Source organism: Methylobacillus draconifructus (assembly GCF_045984355.1).
Lineage (GTDB): Bacteria > Pseudomonadota > Gammaproteobacteria > Burkholderiales > Methylophilaceae > Methylobacillus > Methylobacillus flagellatus_A.
Map to the genome: position 1 here is coordinate 533,159 of NZ_JBJQII010000001.1, position 17,272 is coordinate 550,430.

Below are 17,272 nucleotides of genomic sequence, written 5' to 3' on the forward strand. Positions count from 1 at the left end.
ACTGGTCGTGCAAGGACGGAGCATGCGTAAGCCGGGCTGGATGAAACATGCCGACCCTGGCGCCTGGGCGCTGGCGGTTGCAGTGCTGGCCTTGTTCGGCGTGTTTGCCGCCTTGCTGCCGCACTACGCGAGCGCGATGAACGTCGAGCAATTGCTGCGGGATTATGCCGAGCCCGCGCTGATTGTCGCGGGCATGGCCATCGTCATCATCGCAGGTGGGATAGATCTCTCAGTGGGCGCGGTGTTCGCGGTCGCCAACTTCACGGCGATTTTCCTGCTCAAGCTGCACGGGGTGCCGCTGGAAGCCGCGATTCCCCTGACCCTGGCTGTCGGCCTCCTGATCGGCCTGACCAACGGCCTGCTCATCGGCTATGTCAGGACGCCGCCCTTCCTGACCACCCTGGCCATGCTGCTGATCTTGCGCGCGGGTTACGAGTGGGTGTCGGATGCCTACGCCATGGACCTGGTGGATGCCTATCACGAGAGCGAGGCCTGGGACTTCATCGGCAGCGGCGCGCTTGCGGGCATTCCGGTCAACATGCTGGTGCTGGCGGCGTGCGGCCTGCTGGCGCACCTGCTGCTGACACGAAGCCGCTGGGGCACCTACCTTGCCGCAGTGGGAGCCAGCAACAAGGCCGCGCGCCATGCGGGCATCCGCGTCAACCGGGTCGTCCTGCTGTCGTATGCCTGCAGCGGCCTGTTGGCGGCATTGGCGGGCATCCTGTATGCCGCGCGCCAGAACAGTACGGGCACCGATACCGGCATCGGCATGGAGCTCATGGCCATCACCGCCTGCGTACTTGGCGGCATCAGTCTTTCCGGCGGCAAGGGCTCCATCATGCGCGCCCTGCTCGGCACGGCCTTCATCTTCCTGCTCATCAACGGCCTGATCCGCTTCAATATCAGCGGCAGTTTGTCCGCCACGCTGACCGGCATCGTGCTACTGGGCGCGATTGCTGTCATGGGAAGGGCCAGGCAGGAAAAAGTGCTGGCCGCGCTGCCCGGCGCCGGCGTGCCCAGGCCGCTGGACGTGCCCTTGGATGCTGCATCCGGCCATGCAGCTGCCGGGATGCCGAGCAGCCGCGCCTGCGTGGTGAGCCTGCACGATATCGGCAAGCAATACGGCGGGCAGCATGCCTTACGGCATGTCAGCCTGGAGCTTTACCCGGGCGAGATCATGGCGCTGCTGGGGGAGAACGGCGCGGGCAAGTCCACATTGTGCAAGATCCTGGCCGGGGCGGTCATGCCGAGCAGCGGACAATTATCGGTCCGGCACTCGCCCATGACGTTCCGCACCCCTGCCGACAGTATCCAGGCGGGAATCGCGATGATCTACCAGGAGAGCAGCCTGATCGAGCATATGACGGTCGCGCAAAACATCATGCTTGGCCAGGAGCCCTGGCTTTACCCTACGCATGACGCCATGGAGCAGGTACGCAGCCTGTTGCGGGAATTCCGGTTGGAGCTCGACCCGGCTACAGAAGTCGCCGACCTCAGCATTGCCCAGAAAAAGCTTGTGGAAACCATGCGGGCCATCCGCCTCCAGGCCAAGGTGATGATATTCGACGAGCCCACGGCAAGTCTCAGCCAGGCCGAGTCAGATTATTTTTATTCCTTGCTGCGCCATCTGCGGCTGCAGGGGGTCGCCATCATATTGATCACGCATGCCCTGGAAGAGGTGCTGGCGGTCGCCGACCAGGTGACTATCCTGCGCGACGGGCGTTGCGTTCTGCAGCGGCAGCCGGTTGGCGGGCTTGATCGCGCCGCCCTGATCCGGCACATGGTGGGGCGGGAGCTTGAGGATAGCTACGCCGTGCCGGCGGCGCATGCGAAGCCCAGCGCCGCTGCGGGCGCCGGGCTGGCGCTGCGCAACCTCAGCCTGCCTGGCCTGGGCGAGGATATCTCGCTGGACTTCCCTCCCCACGGCATCACCGGCATGGCAGGCCTGGTCGGGGCCGGACGGACGGAAATCGCCAGGGCCGCGACGGGCACCTCGCGCGACCAGGCCAAGGTCAAGGGCCAGGTTTTGCTGCGAGGCAGGGAAGTCAGTCTGCGCAACCCCCGAGAGGCTATCGAGAACGGCCTGGTCTACGTCACCGAGAACCGCCATGAAGACGGCTTGTTCGCGACCATGGATGTGGCCGACAACCTCTACCTGGCCTTGCTCTCAACGCGCAAGGGCTGGCGGTTCTGGTATTCACGCCGCGTGGCGCGCGAGTTGGCCGCGGCATGGACGGCCAAGCTCGGCATCAGCGGCCTGCATGCCGAGCAGGCGGTTGCGACCTATTCCGGCGGCAACCAGCAGAAAATCCTCATCGCGCGGGCGCTCATCCTCTCGCCGCAGGCGGTCTTCTTCGACGAACCCACCCACGGCGTGGACATAGGCGCCATCGCGAAGATACATGAGGCGATACGGGAGCTGGCGGCGCAAGGGAAGATCGTCATCCTGATTTCCTCCTACCTGCCCGAGCTCCTCAAGCTGTCGGACCGCATCCTGGTGCTGCGCAAGGGCAAGGTGGCTGGCGAACTGGAACAGGCGAGCCAAGACGACATCCTGGACCTGGCGGCGCACTAGGGCCTGTTAACAGGCCCTAAATCAGGCTTCGCCTTTCTTCACCTTGTCCGCATATTCCTCCTGGCTAATGAGGCCGCCCAACGACTCCGCTATCCCATGGGCGCGTTCGGGCAGTGCGGACTGCAGGTCGTCGATGCGCTTCCACTGGGGTTGCGGCGTCGGCTCTTCGGCGCTGGGCACGTACTTCGAGCGCTCGATGCGCTGGTAACGGTGGATATAGCGCGGGCAATTGGTGAAGATATCCGTGACGTGGACGCGCACGACCACCTCCGCGCCCGCATAGGCGCTTAGCAAGGGATCGTCGAAATCCACCGAGGCGGTGCCGTGGATACGGATGCGGTTGGGGGTCTCGAAATCAATCAGCAGCATGCCGATCTTGTCGTTGGCGATCATGTTGCCTATCGAGAGGAACATGCCGTTGCCGTCGTAGCTGGGAAAGGCCAGCGTCTTCTCGTCCAGCACCCTGATGAAACCTGGGTCGCCGCCCTTGTAGGAACAAGTAGGGTAGCCCCGGTGGTCCAGCGTGGTCAGGAAGAACATATCCCTGCTTTCGATGAACTCGCGATGGGACGCTGTCATGCTCGACGCGACGATGTTCTTGCGTACTGCGTCGGCAAGCCGAGTGGTTTCGAACCGTTCTTGTACATGCCGATGCTGTTTACTATAGAAATCACTCATCTGCACTCTTTCGTTATGTATATCTCAGCCAAGGCTCGTGCCTGGCTCGATCGCGGCTTTCAAGCGGCCTGTTGCTGAAAAGTGTTAACATAAACAGACGCCAAGTCAAGTCGGAGCCAGGGGTTCCAAACCGCATCACAATGCGCCAGTGATAATGAAACAAGAGTCCCAATTCCTTTTCAGCAGCATCGACGAATCGTCAGCCAAAGGCAGCCTCAGCCGCGCCGTCATCCTGCTCAAGGTGATCGCGCAGGGGTCCAGCAAAGGCAGCTCCCTGAGCCAGTTGGTCGCAAGGACTGGCTTGCCCCGTCCCACCATCCACCGCACCATGGATATGCTGATGGAAATTGGCTGGGCGTACCGAGATCCAGCCACGCAGCTATATAACCTGGGCCCAAGCCTGGCTGCGCTCGGCTACACAGCCATCAGCCGCCACGCCATCGAACGCATTGCCTCGATATACCTCAACGACTTGGCGCTTACCCTCAAGCAGGTCGTATACCTGGGCGTCCGTACCGGGCTGGATCATACATGCATCGGCCGCTACGAAAGCGAACTGACCATCAAGGAAGGAAAAGGGCGGGCCGGCCTGCGCTATCCGCTCGGGCTGACGCCAAGCTGCATGGCGATCTTGGCCCGCCTCCCGTTGCATGAGATCGAGTCGGTGATCAATCTCAACCTGCCGCGTTACTACCGTATCGAAGGTTTCGATGAACGCGGTTTCCGCAACGCGGTGAAAAAAGCGATCAAGGACGGTTACAGCACCTACGACGGCATCGTGCTTGACCGCTCCATGAGCGGCCTGGGGGTGGCGATCTGCGACCAAACCGGCTACCCGATTGCGGGCATAGGCACTACATTCCCCACCGGGAAACTGGACAAGAACCAATTGAATGCCTGCCTTGCCAAGATGCAGGAATCCGCCCAGCTTATTTCAGGCGTATTGCAGAAATTCCACATGATAGAGTCTTAGCGCCTATTCAATATCTGTTCATGAACACTGCCGACAAGCCGCCATCAATACGCTATCGCCAGCCGATTGAGAGACGCGCTCAGATTTTCTCGAACTTGATCGCCAACCAATTATCTTGATGTCTTGCGCCTGTTTAAAGGATGCTCCCCTCCTGCCGGACTGCCCGGCCCGCATCAAGGCTGGACTTCTTCCTTGTGGTTAACGATCCAGTACAGCAAGGGCAGGACCAGCAACGTCAGGATCGTCGAGAACAATATCCCGCCAATGACGACGGTCGCCAATGGGCGTTGCACCTCCGCGCCGATGCCGGTCGCTATCGCCATGGGGATGAAGCCCAATGAGGCGACCAATGCCGTCATCAGCACAGGCCGCAAGCGCGTGACGACTCCGTCCTCGATGGCATTGAGCAGGGGGGCTCCGGCCTCCCGGAGGCCCCGGATGAAACTGATCAGGACCAGTCCGTTGAGAACGGCAACCCCGCTGAGGGCGATGAACCCCACGCCTGCCGATACCGATAAGGGGATCCCGCGCAACCAGAGCGCCAGGATGCCGCCCGTGAGGGCAAACGGAATGCCGGTGAACACAATCAGGCCGTCGCGCATATTGCCGAACATGGCGTACAAGAGCGCCATCACCAGCAGCAACGCCACAGGAATCACGACGGCAAGGCGCTGGATGGCGGATTGCAACTGCTCAAAGGTACCGCCCCACACCAGCCAGTAAGCTGGCGGCACTTCCACATCCTGTTCTATCTGCCGCTGCGCCTGCCGCACGAACGAACCGATATCCCGGTCTCTCACGTTGGCAGTGACCACGACCCTGCGCTTGCCGTTCTCGCGGCTGAATTGGTTGGGGCCGGGCGCGATGTCGATGTCGGCAAGCTCGCTGAGCGGCAGGTAGCTCCTCGCCGCAAGATCGGGCAATCGTATCGGCAGGCGCTTGATGGCCTCAATATCGACGCGGATATGCTCCGGCAGCCTGACCATGAGGCCGAAGCGCCTGTCGCCCTGGAACACATACCCGGCGGATTGCCCGTTGAGGGCGGTCGCCATGGTTTGCTGCACGTCGTCCACATTGATGCCCAGCCTGGCGATTTTTTCTCGGTCGATCTGGATCGTCAGAATGGGCAAGCCGCTGGTTTGCTCGACCTTGACGTCCTCCGCGCCGGGAATCCTGCGCAGCACGTTCGCGATCTGGCCGGCAGTGTTCTGCATCACGCCCATCTCGTCGCCGAAGACCTTGACGGCGACATCGCTGCGTACGCCAGAGATCAGCTCGTTGAACCGCATTTGAATCGGCTGGGTGATTTCGTAGTTGTTGCCGGGCACCAGCTCGACCGCATGCTGGATACGTGCAATCAAGGCTGCCTTACTGAGCCGCGGGTCGGGCCATGCGCTTTTTGGCTTCAACATCACATAGGTATCCGCCGCGCTCGGCGGCATGGGGTCGCTGGCAATCTCCGCCGTGCCGACCTTGGAAAACACCCGCTCCACCTCCTTGAACTGCATGATGGTATGCTCGATTTCGCGCTGCATCGCCATGGACTGGCTCAAGCTGGTGCCAGGCATGCGGACGGATTGCACCAGGATATCGCCCTCGTTCAGATTGGGCATGAACTCGCTGCCCATCCTGCTGGCCATCAGACCGCCCAGAGCAATAGCCAGGGCAGCTGCCGTAAGGACGATAGCCCGGTTGGCTAGCGTCCAACGCAACATGTCCGGGTATCTCTGCTTCATGCCGTGTAAAACACGGCTTTCTTTTTCTTGCACGGAGCCGGTGATGAAGAGCGCAACCGCAGCCGGAATGAAGGTGACCGACAATACCATCGCGGCCAGCAATGCCGTCACCACGGTGAACGCCATGGGATGGAACATCTTGCCCTCCGTCCCGGTCAGCGCGAATATCGGCAGGTAGACGATCATGATGATCAGCTGGCCATAGACCAGGGGACGACGTGCCTCTTTTGCCGCCGCGAAGACCTCCGCAAAGCGCTCTTCCCGTGTAAGCGGGCGGCCCAGCCTGGATTGCGCATGCGCCATATGCCGGATGCAGTTCTCGACGATGACGACCGCGCCGTCGATGATGATGCCGAAATCCAGCGCGCCCAGGCTCATCAGATTGGCGCTGACCTTGCTGCCCAGCATGCCGGTAAAGGTCAGCAGCATGGACAAGGGGATGACCAGCATCGTGATGACAGCTGCGCGGATATTGCCGAGGAACACGAACAGCACGGCCACGACCAGCAATGCGCCTTCGACCAGGTTCTTCCTGACGGTATCGATCGCCTTGTCGATGAGCACAGTCCGGTCGTAGACGGTTTTCGTGACGATGCCTTTGGGCAGCGTCTTGTTGATCTCCGCCAGGCGTTTATCCACCGCCGCAGATACCTCGCGGCTGTTTTCCCCGATCAGCATGAACACGGTGCCGATCACCACTTCCTCGCCGTTTTCGCTGGCGGCGCCGCTGCGCAATTCCTGCCCGAAGCCCACATCGGCGATGTCGCGGATGCGGACGGGCACCCCCTGGCGGGCTGAGACGACGATATTGCCTATCTCGTCCATGTTGCGGACCTGCCCGGGTATGCGGATCAGGTACTGCTCGCCGGATTTCTCGATATAGCCCGCGCCTACGTTGGCATTGTTTCTCTGCAGCGCCGAAACGACATCGGCCATCGACAGCCCATGCGCAACCAGGCGGTCAGGCAACGGGGAAACCTGGTATTGCTTGGCAAAGCCGCCTATCGTGTTGATCTCGTTCACGCCGGCGACATTGCGCAACTGGGGCTTGACCACCCAGTCCTGTATTTCCCGCAAGTCCATCGGGCTATATGGCGTTCCGTCCGCCTTGAGCGCGCCCGGCTCCGCCTCCACCGTCCACATGTAAATCTCGCCGAGGCCGGTCGAAGTCGGCCCCATGGAAGGGGCGATGCCGGGCGGCAGGGATTCCCTGGCATGCTGGATGCGCTCGTTGACCAATTGGCGCGCGAAATAGATATCGACATGCTCCTTGAACACCACGGTCACCTGCGACAGGCCGTAGCGGGAGATGGAGCGTGTCTCCTCAAGCCCGGGGATGCCTGCCATGGCGGTTTCGATCGGGTATGTGATGCGCTGTTCCGTTTCCAGCGGGGAATAGCCTGGGGCGGCCGTATTGACCTGCACCTGGACATTGGTGATGTCGGGGACGGCATCGATCGGGAGCTTCAGGTAGCTGTAGCCGCCCATGACGGCCGCCGCCACGGTCAGCAGCATGACGAACCAGCGCTGAGTAACGGCGAATCGAATCAATCTATCAAACATGCTATCGGCGCTCCTACTTTCCTAGTGGTCATGCTCGGCACCGACTTTGCCGATTTCAGCCTTGACGAGATAGCTGTTGCCGGCAGCATAGCGTTCGCCCTGGCGCAGGCCGTCAAGCACCTCCGCATAACGCCCGTCCCTGCGCCCCAGGCTGACCCTGCGTACGTCGAAGGAATCCTCATGGCGCGCAAACACCACCGTTTCGCCCGCCATCGATTGCAATGCCTCGACCGACACGGCCAACGGCACCTCTACCTCCTTCATGCTGAGCTCGACGTTGATGGGCAAGCCAGGCACCCACAAACCCTCCGGGTTCGGCAGCACCACCCGCGCGATGGTGGCCCGCGTATCCGCGCCGACCAGGGAGCCGATATAGGACACCACCCCTGGGGCATGGCCATCAAACGTAGCAGACTTGATGGCGACCTGCTGCCCGACCTTGATCGAATTAATGTCCTTGGCATACACAGTCAGCTCGGCCCACACGCTGGCAAGATCGGAAATCATATAGATCATTTCCGTTCCGTTGAGCACCTGGCCGGTGGTGATGAATTTTTCTGTCACGACACCCGCTATAGGCGCGCGGATTTCATAGCGGGTCAGGTCCCTGCCTTGCAGGCCGGTATTGATCGCGCGCAGTTTCTGCTCGGCCTGGGCCAGGACGATTTCCGCCTCCTCCAATGCCTGCTTGGCAATTAAATAGTTCCGTTCCGCCGAGACATGGGCCTCCCATAGCCGCTGCTCGCGCTCATAAGTGGCCTTGGCAAGCGCCAAGCGCTTTTGCGCTGCGAGAAGCTCGCCCCGCTGATCGGCAAGCGCCTGGCTGGACAGGACGGCGAGCACTTGGCCTTTCCGCACATGGTCCCCGGCATTGACCGCGACGGACTCGACAATCCCCGGCAGGCGCGAAGTCACATTCACGCTCCTGTCCGCATTCAGCTTGATCTGGCCGATGAGGTTCAGGCTGGTCTTGATGATGGCGGGTTTCGCTTCCAGTATCTCGATGCGGCTCAGCGACAATTGCCTGTCGGTCATGGAAACATGGTCATTGTGCTCGGCGTGGTCGTGGCCATGCTCGATTTCTGCAGCCTTCCGTGCTGCGGTTACTTCGTCTTCGTCGCGAGGAGAGGGTTGTCCGAAATGCAGGATGACCAGCGCCAATAGCGCGGCGATCAATACAATATTGGTGAATAACGAGATTTTTTTTAACGTCATGATCGCTCCTGATATCCATTGGCAATGCTGGATATTGGCTGGCCAGACATATTCCGAGTAGTGGAGGAAAAGAGCGCAGGTTCCGAAGACGTGAGCAAGGTAAAACAAATGACGACATAGGTTGTTCGCATTGAACTCTCCGATAAACATGAAGAATCCAGCGAAAAGATCGCATGATTTATTGCATGTGGAAGTTTTCGCTGGACTTAAAGCTGCTGACAAAACCCAGCGAAGCGATTCTGGCTAGGCAGCTCTGCTGCAGACAGTACAACTAAGTACGGCAAGGCAGGGCAACAACGCCAGAAGGGTTGTGTCAGCAACTCTTAGGTTGCGAAGAACCAATTGGGGCGTTCGGGCAGGTCGGGGGAACGGGTTCGGGATATCAAGAAGGATTCGGGAGCAAGCGGCAGCGTCAAATCCGGGCTGACCAATCCATAGTTCAGCATCAAGGATTTAACAGTGCCGACATGGCAAAAGCCGCATTCATTATCTGCAACAGAATTGGCATTGCTCTGGTCCATGGAAATTGCCGCGGCCTGGATGGAGCCTTGCGCCGAGCCTGAAGCAGAAAGCTTGGCGGAAACCAACGGGTAAAGATCATGCTCGCAATACTGGGCCACTGCCGCACCAGAGGATTCCAGCAGGAAGACGAACACGAGCATTTTGATAAAGATTCTTATCATGGCGTTAGTGTACATGAATTGCCGGAATTTGCATCGAATGGGAAAGTCTTGTCCAACAGACATTGCTTGCCCCTCCGATCGAGCCCATCAATCTGATATGCAATTCATCACGGATTCTGAATCTGTTACTTTCTCGCCATTTTTCAGATAATGCCGGCTGATACCCAAATCGAAAGCGCCAGATCATGCCCATCCTGGATATTCAAGCCATCAACAAGCGTGACCAATTGATCACCCTCGACACCGGCAATGTGGTAAGTATCTCCGTCGAACAGATTTACAGGGTGAATTTCTACATGAATGGCCTGATCGTCGGTCACCTGTGGTTTGAGTCGCTCTCATCCCAGAACAATCTTGAAATCAACCCGGTTTACAAAGTGCGTGAAGAATCGTTCGGGCATCCCGCCCTGACCGGCGATGCCAGCGAGTTACGCGAGGCCGGTATCGCGCTATACCGTGCGTACACCAACGGCAAGATATTGAGAGACAAGGAAAACCAGGTCGTGCATTAACCGTCCCCGCCTGACTGTTTGCCTCGACGCTTCGGCACGGATACTCCTTGCGCAGTCCATACGCCTTGAGCGGGTAATGTTGCGGTTGTAGAAAAAAGGTGTAATCCATGCTTCCGGAAGCCAGCATGGCTTCGCCGCTGCACGGCACCCAGTATGAATGCAGCAGCGCTTTGTTGTGCCCGTTGGACGATGGCAAAGGGTTGCGCTTGAAATTGCGCATGGTCTACTGTTTATCCCGCGCCTGTGCCAGCTCGACGAAAGCCTTGACGTAATCGATGTGCGTATCGGCCTCGCGGATGCCGAGGAAAATCTGCTTGGCGATGCCGTCCCTGCCCAGACGCACCGGCGTCACGTCGAACTTAGCCTGGTATTCATTGACCAACCAGCGCGGCAACGCTGCCACCCCGCGCCCGCTCGCCACCATCTGCAGCATGATGTCGGTGGTCTCTATCGGCTTGTGGCGCTTGGGGCTGATGCCCGCCGGCAGCATGAACTGGGTATAGATATCCAGCCTGTCGATCTCCACCGGGTAGGTGATCAAGGTTTCCTCCGCCAGCTGCTCCGGCAGCACGAAACCGGCCTTGCGCAGCCCGTGCCGCGGCCCCACCACCAATACCTGCTCGTAATCGAACACGGGCTGGAAGTGCAGGCCGGGCTTGTAGAGCGGATCGGGCGTCACCAGCATGTCGATCTCGTAGCCGAACAATGCGCCGATGCCGCCGAACTGGAATTTCTGCTTCACGTCCACGTCGACATCCGGCCAGGCCGCCAGGTAGGGCGACACCACCTTGAGCAGCCATTGGTAGCAGGGATGGCACTCCATGCCGATGCGCAAGGTGCCGCGCTCTCCCTGGGCGAACTGGCGCAGGCGCTCCTCCGCCAGGCTCAGTTGCGGCAGCACGCGGTTGGCGACGGCCAGCAGGTACTGCCCGGCCTGCGTCAGGCGCAGGCTGCGCCCCTCGCGCAGCCATATCTCGGTGCCGAGCTGCTGCTCCAGCTTTTTCATGCTGTGGCTCAATGCGGATTGCGTCAGGAACAGCACGTTGGCCGCTGCGGTCAGCGAGCCTTGCCGCTCGACTTCCTGGATGATGGCGAGATGGTTCCTGTCCAGCATAATATATGAATAAAATTCATCAATTCGTGAAATAAAACCATTTTACCTCATGGTTTCATCACTCTAACATGCCGTGATCTCAAATTCAAAAGCTGGAGACCCGACATGACCACCATCCACAACCTTGGCTTCCCGCGTATCGGCGCCAAACGCGAATTGAAGTTCGCGCTGGAATCGTACTGGAAGGGCGAATCCTCGCGTGACGAACTGAAAGCGCTGGGCGCCACGCTGCGCAAGCGCCACTGGGACATCCAGTCCGGCCTGGATTTCTCTCCTGTCGGCGACTTCGCCTTCTACGACCAGGTGCTGGACATGAGCTTCACGCTGGGCAACCTGCCCGAGCGCGTCAAGGATTTCCACGGCGACCAGTTGGACAATTACTTCCGCGTCGCGCGCGGCCGCTCGGCGAAATCCGCCGAGGAACATGCATCATGCTGCGACGGGGTGGCCGCGGGCGAAATGACCAAGTGGTTCGACACCAACTACCATTACATCGTGCCGGAATTCAACGGCCATACCGAATTCAAGCTGGACGCCTCCCGCCTGCTGGAACAACTCGCCGAGGCCAGGGCGCAAGGCGTCAAGGCCAAGCCGGTCATCATCGGACCGGTCACCTACCTGGCGATCGGCAAGGCCAAGGACGACTCCAGCAAGCTCAACCTGTTGAGCCGCCTATTGCCCGTCTATGCTGAATTGCTGGAAACGCTGGCAGCACAAGGGGTGGAATGGGTGCAGATCGACGAGCCCATCCTGGTCACCGAGCTCGACGACGCCTGGCAGGACGCTTTCGAGACCGCCTACAGCTATTTCAAGAGCGTCAAAGTCAAGTTGCTGCTGGCGACCTATTTCGGCCAACTGCTGGAAAACCGCGAACTGGTGGCGAGCCTGCCGGTCGCCGGCGTGCATGTCGACGCGATCAACGGCCGTGACGATGTCGCCCCGCTCCTGAAACTGCTTTCCACGGACAAGGTATTGTCGCTGGGCGTGATCAACGGCCGCAACATCTGGAAGACCGACCTCAATGCCGTGCTGGACTGGATCGAGCCATTGGCGCAGCAACTGGGCGGCCGCCTGTGGATTGCGCCGTCGTGCTCGCTGCTGCACGTGCCGGTAGACCTCGACAGCGAACAGCGCCTGGATGCGGAAGTGAAATCCTGGCTGGCGTTTGCGGTGCAGAAACTGGATGAGCTCAAGCTGCTGGCGGCAGCCCTGCGCAACGGCCGCGCCTCGGTGAAAGCGGCGCTAGACGCCAACCAGGCCGCAATCGACGCGCGGCGCAACTCGAAGCGGGTGAACAACCCTGCCGTCAAAGCCGCCCTCGGCGAGCTGGATGCCAAGCTCGGCCAGCGCAAGAGCCCTTATGCCCAGCGTGCAGCCAAGCAGGCCGCATCTCTCAAGCTGCCCTTGTACCCGACCACCACCATCGGCTCCTTCCCGCAAACCGCCGACATTCGCCATGCCCGTAGCGAATTCAAGGCCGGACGCCTGGACGAGGCCGGCTACAAAGCGGCAATGCAGAAGGAGATCGAACGCAGCGTGCGCGAGCAAGAGAAGCTGGGCCTGGACGTGCTGGTGCACGGCGAAGCCGAGCGCAACGACATGGTGGAATACTTCGGCGAGCAACTGGAAGGCTATGCGTTCAGCCAGTTCGGCTGGGTGCAGTCCTACGGCTCCCGCTGCGTGAAGCCGCCCATCCTGTTCGGCGACATCAGCCGCCCGCAGCCGATGACCGTGGAATGGATCAAGTATGCGCAATCGCTGACCAGCAAGCCGATGAAAGGCATGCTCACCGGCCCGGTGACCATCCTCAACTGGTCCTTCGTGCGCGACGACCAGCCGCGTTCCGTCAGTTGCTACCAGCTGGCCCTGGCCATCCGCGCGGAAGTGCTGGACCTGGAAAAAGCCGGCGTGCACGTGATCCAGATCGACGAGGCCGCATTGCGCGAGGGACTGCCGCTGCGCAAATCCCAGTGGAAGGAATACCTCGGTTGGGCGGTGGAATCGTTCCGTATCACGGCCAACGGCGTGGAGGACGAAACCCAGATCCACACCCATATGTGCTATTCCGAGTTCAACGACATCATCGCCTCGATCGCGGATATGGATGCCGACGTCATCACCATCGAGACTTCGCGCTCGGACATGGAGCTGCTGGATGCGTTCGACGACTTCAAGTATCCGAACGAGATCGGGCCCGGCGTCTACGACATCCACTCGCCCAACATCCCGACGCAGGAGCATATCGTGCAACTGATGAAGAAGGCGGCCGAGCGCATTCCCGCCGAACGCCTGTGGGTGAACCCCGACTGCGGCTTGAAGACGCGCCAGTGGGCCGAGGTCATCCCCGCGCTCACCAACATGGTGGCGGCGGCGAAAACCTTACGCGCCTGAATGCCGTAGCCTCTGAGCGCCTGTTCACGAGACAGCAAGAGAACGCAAATAAAACTGGACCGGGGTTCACTTCACGAACCCCGGTCCAGTTTTTTCACATCGTCAATCAATGTGACTGCAAGCGGCGGTTGAAGCTGATGCTGTAGGCCACAGGGCGGGCATGCAGGATAGGGTCGTCGCTGGCCTCGATGCCGTCCACCAGGTTGAGCGGGCTGAACATCACGGTTTTCTCGAATGCCGCGCCATCGGTGCGGAAACGGTCGATCGTCAACGTACCCAGTTCCACGACCTGGCGGCTGTCCGGCCAAACCGACGTGGCATCGTTCACCTCGTCGCCGGGATCAGCCAGCTGCACAGAGATGCGGTAGCTGTACGCCGCCTGTTGCAGGCGGCGGGGCAGTTCGTGCATCAGGTAGTCCGCATCCACTGCCTTGGCAGCGTCAGCACTCAGGAATTTGGCGCCACCGACCGGCTCGATGCGGTAGCGCCCGTAGCGCGTTTCGCCCTGGGCGTTGGTGAACTTGAACGCGTTCACGCCGAAGAAAGGCTGGGTGGCGAAGCTTTCAGGCACTGGCTTGGGTGTCGTCACGAACCTGAGCGCAGCTGGATGCTGGCCGAGAAAGGCCTCGATCGGCTTGGGCTGCGCCTGGCTATCGCGCGAAGCCGCGACGGCCTGCAGCAAGCCCAGGAACTCTTCCGGGGTAGCCGCAGGGAAGCCGTTCACCGAGATGCATACCAGGTCCGCACTGGCCTCGTCCGCCAGCTGGAAGCGGATGGCGATTCCCTTGGGAAAGGCGCTGCCGTCGTTATCCGCGCTATTGGGCACGCCGGTGGCGTTGGAGTAACGCACCACGACCGGGTGCGGCGCGGTGAATATCTCGGCCTTGGTCACCTCCGCAGCGCTGGCCGCAGGGGTGAAATGGCCTTCCACGACGATGCCCTTGGCATGGTTGGAGCGAAACCCGGGATGCGGCCCCCCGGCAAGCTCGGTCAGGGTATCCACCAATTGTTCCGCCACCGGCTTGGCGGGCGTCTCGGCAAATACGGTCGGCAGCATATTGAAAAGCAGCGTCATGAACAGCATGGATCGGACGACAGGTTGCATGATGAAAGCTCCTGATTACGTAAAAAAGCTGGGCTGCAGATTAGTTGGGCCAATACGATTAGCCTAATATCAATCAACCGCTTATGCAAACTGTCCAGCATGAGCCGGTGGCAACCCCTACGGCCCTGACCCCCGGCGCCATGCCAGGCAGCCGGGGAACCATTTCGTTTCCGCCTATTTGGATGTCAGGGTATCGTAGGCAGTGATCAGGTTGCGGTAATCGGGAATGTGGTTGGAAAACAGGGCGCCCAGGCCCGCGATATCGCGGCGCCAGTCGCGGTGCAGCTCGCAGGCCGCGCCGAACCAGGTCATCAATTGCGCGCCGGCCGCCACCATGCGCTCCCAGGCGGCATCGCGCGTCATGGCGTTGAAGGTGCCGGATGCGTCGGTGATCACGAAAACTTCATAGCCTTCTTCCAGTGCCGAGAGGGCAGGGAATGCCACGCACACTTCCGTCACCACGCCTGCAATGATCAGCTGCTTCTTTTCCGTCGCCTTGACCGCCTTGACGAAATCCTCGTTATCCCAGGCGTTGATCTGGCCCGGGCGCGCAATATACGGTGCGTCCGGGAACAGCTGCTTCAACTCCGGCACCAGCGGGCCGTTGGGCCCAGTCTCGAAACTGGTGGTGAGGATGGTGGGCAGGTTGAAATACTTCGCCGCATCCGCCAGTGCCAGCACGTTGTTCTTGAACCTGTCCGGCTCAATGTCCCGCACCAGGGACAATAATCCGGCCTGGTGGTCCACCAGCAATACGGCGGCGTTATCGCGGTCCAGACGTACATAGGGCTTGGTCATGGTTTTCTCCTTTTCATGAATGATGTTGATGTTTCAAGGCGCTCAAACTTCCGCAGTGACAAAACGGCCATTGTTGTAGTCATCAATCGCCTGGTTGATTTCCTCCCAGGAATTCATGACGAAGGGCCCATGGCCAACCACCGGCTCGTTCAGCGGCTCGCCGCTCAACAGCAGCAGTACGCTATCCTGCCGGGCCTCCAATACCAGCTCATTGCCTTCTCGCTGCATCACGGCCAGCTCTGCCGGGCGGATGGTATGCACGTCGCCCACGCCGATGGCGCCATGCAAAACGAAGATCGCCGTGGTGTGGCCCTCGGGCAGGGCGAACCGTGCCTCGCTGCCGGCATTCAGCCGGACATCCCACACCTGCATGGGGCTGAAGGTGCGCGCCGGGCCTTGATTGCCTTGGTACTCGCCCGCAATCACGCGCACCTTGCCCGCATTGCCCGGCAAGGCCGCCTCGGGAATCTGCTCCCTTGTGATGCCCTGGTAGCCCGGCTTGGCCATCTTGTCCTTGGCAGGCAGGTTGACCCAGAGCTGGATCATCTCGAACTCGCCGCCGGTCCTGGCATAGTCGTCGCCGTGGTATTCCTCGTGGACGATGCCGGAGCCTGCCGTCATCCACTGCACGTCACCCGGGCCGATGGTGCCGCCGGCATTGGTGGAGTCATGGTGCGAGACCTGGCCGTCGTAGACGATGGTGACCGTCTCGAACCCGCGGTGCGGATGCTGCCCGACGCCGCGGCGCTTTTCGGTAGGTTCGAATTGCGCGGGGCCGGCGTAATCCATGAGCAGGAACGGCGACATTTCCTCGTGGATGTCGCGGTAGGAAAAAATGTTCTGCACCGGAAAGCCGTCGCCCACCCAATGGCGGCCGTTGCTGCGTTTGATGAATGCCAGTTTCTTCATGATGGTTCTCCTGAAGTGAATATCGATAAGTGGACGTTGATGGGCCTACTATAAGGAGAAGACTTTTATGGCACTAGATGGTTAAATATGAAATTACTTTTCAATTAATGGAACAATCGTGGATTTCAACGAGGCCGCCGTATTCGTCAAGGTAGTACAGGCCGGCAGCTTCAGCGCAGCGGCCAGGCAACTGAAATTGCCCACCTCCACCGTCAGCACGAGGGTCGCCAGGCTGGAACAGCGGCTGGGCATCACGCTGCTGCAGCGCACCACCCGCCGCCTGAACCTGACCGAGGCCGGCCAGGCCTATTTCGAACACGCCGCGCTGGGGCTGGGGTATATGCTGGAAGCCGAAGCCGCGATCGATGCCGCCAGGCAGGCGCCGCAGGGCAAGCTCAAGGTCTCGGCTCCCGCCGACCTGGGCGACAGCCTGCTGGCAGGCTTGGTAAAACAGGTGCAATCGCAATATCCCGCGCTGGAAATGGAGCTGTTATTGACGGAACGCTACGTCGACCTGGTCGCGGAAGGCATCGATGCCGCCATCCGCACCGGGGCACTGCGGGATTCCAGCCTGATCGCCAAGCCCCTGGGCAACGTGTGCTGGGCGGCTTTCGCCCACCGGCATTATCTTGAGCATGCCCCGGCATTGCAGCACCCGCAAGACCTGAACCGGCATCACTGCCTGCAGTTCAGCCCCATGGGCCGCGACTCCTGGACGTTCAGGCGCGGAGACAGCAGCGTCACCGTGCCGCTCAAGGGCAGCACCATGGCCAACAGCATCGGCATCGTGCGCAACATGGCGTTGAACGGGCAGGGCATTGCATTGCTGCCCACCTATGTATGCAAGCCCGGCATGATCATCGGCGAACTCGAGCGCGTACTGCCGGAATGGAAGGCGCAAAGCGACCCGATCCACCTGGTGTATCCGCGCCAGCGCTTCATGCCGCCCAAGCTGCGCGCGTTCATCGACATCGCCCAGTCCGAGTTGAGGCCATGGTTCGACGACAATTCCTGAGCCAT

Annotated in this window: 13 protein-coding genes; 5 read left to right on the forward strand and 8 right to left on the reverse strand. The window is 60.5% G+C overall.

Going from position 1 to position 17,272, the window contains the following annotated elements:
* Nucleotides 1-22 precede the first annotated feature (22 nt).
* The gene (locus ACJSDX_RS02495; protein ID WP_407993338.1) at nt 23-2,575 is read left to right on the forward strand and encodes an ATP-binding cassette domain-containing protein; all 2,553 of its coding nucleotides are present in this window, start codon (nt 23-25) and stop codon (nt 2,573-2,575) included.
* A gap of 21 nt (nt 2,576-2,596) precedes the next feature.
* On the opposite strand, the gene ACJSDX_RS02500 is transcribed toward ACJSDX_RS02495, so the two are convergent.
* Nucleotides 2,597-3,253, reverse strand: coding sequence for a pyridoxamine 5'-phosphate oxidase family protein (locus tag ACJSDX_RS02500; protein ID WP_407993339.1), 657 nt, complete (start codon nt 3,251-3,253; stop codon nt 2,597-2,599).
* Nucleotides 3,254-3,407: 154 nt separating this feature from the next.
* On the opposite strand from ACJSDX_RS02500, the gene ACJSDX_RS02505 reads away from it, so the two are divergent.
* Nucleotides 3,408-4,226: an IclR family transcriptional regulator gene (locus tag ACJSDX_RS02505; protein WP_309565821.1), complete on the forward strand. Its 819-nt coding sequence runs from the start codon at nt 3,408-3,410 to the stop codon at nt 4,224-4,226.
* 173 nt (nt 4,227-4,399) lie between these two features.
* On the opposite strand, the gene ACJSDX_RS02510 is transcribed toward ACJSDX_RS02505, so the two are convergent.
* The 3 genes from ACJSDX_RS02510 to ACJSDX_RS02520 form a co-directional block, all read right to left on the reverse strand.
* The gene (locus ACJSDX_RS02510; RefSeq protein WP_407993340.1) at nt 4,400-7,525 is read right to left on the reverse strand and encodes an efflux RND transporter permease subunit; all 3,126 of its coding nucleotides are present in this window, start codon (nt 7,523-7,525) and stop codon (nt 4,400-4,402) included.
* Between the two features lie 21 nt (nt 7,526-7,546).
* On the reverse strand, nt 7,547-8,740 hold the full coding sequence (locus ACJSDX_RS02515; protein WP_407993341.1) for an efflux RND transporter periplasmic adaptor subunit: 1,194 nt from the start codon (nt 8,738-8,740) through the stop codon (nt 7,547-7,549).
* 323 nt (nt 8,741-9,063) lie between these two features.
* Entirely contained in the window at nt 9,064-9,423 is a 360-nt protein-coding gene (locus tag ACJSDX_RS02520; RefSeq protein WP_407993342.1) for a hypothetical protein, read from the reverse strand.
* Between the two features lie 185 nt (nt 9,424-9,608).
* Between ACJSDX_RS02520 and ACJSDX_RS02525 the strand changes: the two genes are divergently transcribed.
* Nucleotides 9,609-9,935, forward strand: coding sequence for a hypothetical protein (locus ACJSDX_RS02525; protein WP_407993343.1), 327 nt, complete (start codon nt 9,609-9,611; stop codon nt 9,933-9,935).
* Nucleotides 9,936-10,158: 223 nt separating this feature from the next.
* Here the strand turns inward: ACJSDX_RS02525 and ACJSDX_RS02530 are convergent, their stop codons facing one another.
* The gene (locus ACJSDX_RS02530) at nt 10,159-11,049 is read right to left on the reverse strand and encodes a LysR family transcriptional regulator (protein WP_407993344.1); all 891 of its coding nucleotides are present in this window, start codon (nt 11,047-11,049) and stop codon (nt 10,159-10,161) included.
* A gap of 105 nt (nt 11,050-11,154) precedes the next feature.
* On the opposite strand from ACJSDX_RS02530, the gene metE reads away from it, so the two are divergent.
* The gene (metE, locus tag ACJSDX_RS02535; protein WP_407993345.1) at nt 11,155-13,440 is read left to right on the forward strand and encodes a 5-methyltetrahydropteroyltriglutamate--homocysteine S-methyltransferase; all 2,286 of its coding nucleotides are present in this window, start codon (nt 11,155-11,157) and stop codon (nt 13,438-13,440) included.
* A gap of 106 nt (nt 13,441-13,546) precedes the next feature.
* Here the strand turns inward: metE and ACJSDX_RS02540 are convergent, their stop codons facing one another.
* The 3 genes from ACJSDX_RS02540 to ACJSDX_RS02550 all read right to left on the reverse strand — a co-directional run bounded on the left by ACJSDX_RS02540 (nt 13,547) and on the right by ACJSDX_RS02550 (nt 16,252).
* Complete coding sequence (locus tag ACJSDX_RS02540) at nt 13,547-14,545, reverse strand: catalase family peroxidase (protein ID WP_407993346.1); 999 nt, start codon at nt 14,543-14,545, stop codon at nt 13,547-13,549.
* 174 nt (nt 14,546-14,719) lie between these two features.
* Nucleotides 14,720-15,343 (reverse strand): isochorismate family cysteine hydrolase YcaC, encoded by a 624-nt coding sequence (ycaC, locus tag ACJSDX_RS02545; RefSeq protein ID WP_407993347.1) that lies wholly within the window; start codon nt 15,341-15,343, stop codon nt 14,720-14,722.
* Nucleotides 15,344-15,385: 42 nt separating this feature from the next.
* Nucleotides 15,386-16,252, reverse strand: a complete 867-nt coding sequence (locus tag ACJSDX_RS02550; protein WP_407993348.1) for a pirin family protein — start codon at nt 16,250-16,252, stop codon at nt 15,386-15,388.
* A gap of 118 nt (nt 16,253-16,370) precedes the next feature.
* On the opposite strand from ACJSDX_RS02550, the gene ACJSDX_RS02555 reads away from it, so the two are divergent.
* A complete protein-coding gene (locus ACJSDX_RS02555) occupies nt 16,371-17,267 on the forward strand; it encodes a LysR family transcriptional regulator (protein ID WP_407993349.1) in 897 nt (298 codons plus the stop codon).
* The last annotated feature ends 5 nt before the right edge of the window (nt 17,268-17,272 follow it).

Bases quoted from the DNA above. Each gene is read 5' to 3' on its own strand.
- ACJSDX_RS02500 (WP_407993339.1), bottom strand. From the start codon at position 3,253: ATGAGTGATTTCTATAGTAAACAGCATCGGCATGTACAAGAACGGTTC.
- metE (WP_407993345.1), top strand. From the start codon at position 11,155: ATGACCACCATCCACAACCTTGGCTTCCCGCGTATCGGCGCCAAACGC.
- ACJSDX_RS02495 (WP_407993338.1), top strand. From the start codon at position 23: ATGCGTAAGCCGGGCTGGATGAAACATGCCGACCCTGGCGCCTGGGCG.
- ACJSDX_RS02510 (WP_407993340.1), bottom strand. From the start codon at position 7,525: ATGTTTGATAGATTGATTCGATTCGCCGTTACTCAGCGCTGGTTCGTC.
- ACJSDX_RS02540 (WP_407993346.1), bottom strand. From the start codon at position 14,545: ATGCAACCTGTCGTCCGATCCATGCTGTTCATGACGCTGCTTTTCAAT.
- ycaC (WP_407993347.1), bottom strand. From the start codon at position 15,343: ATGACCAAGCCCTATGTACGTCTGGACCGCGATAACGCCGCCGTATTG.
- ACJSDX_RS02505 (WP_309565821.1), top strand. From the start codon at position 3,408: ATGAAACAAGAGTCCCAATTCCTTTTCAGCAGCATCGACGAATCGTCA.
- ACJSDX_RS02520 (WP_407993342.1), bottom strand. From the start codon at position 9,423: ATGATAAGAATCTTTATCAAAATGCTCGTGTTCGTCTTCCTGCTGGAA.
- ACJSDX_RS02515 (WP_407993341.1), bottom strand. From the start codon at position 8,740: ATGACGTTAAAAAAAATCTCGTTATTCACCAATATTGTATTGATCGCC.
- ACJSDX_RS02550 (WP_407993348.1), bottom strand. From the start codon at position 16,252: ATGAAGAAACTGGCATTCATCAAACGCAGCAACGGCCGCCATTGGGTG.
- ACJSDX_RS02530 (WP_407993344.1), bottom strand. From the start codon at position 11,049: ATGCTGGACAGGAACCATCTCGCCATCATCCAGGAAGTCGAGCGGCAA.
- ACJSDX_RS02525 (WP_407993343.1), top strand. From the start codon at position 9,609: ATGCCCATCCTGGATATTCAAGCCATCAACAAGCGTGACCAATTGATC.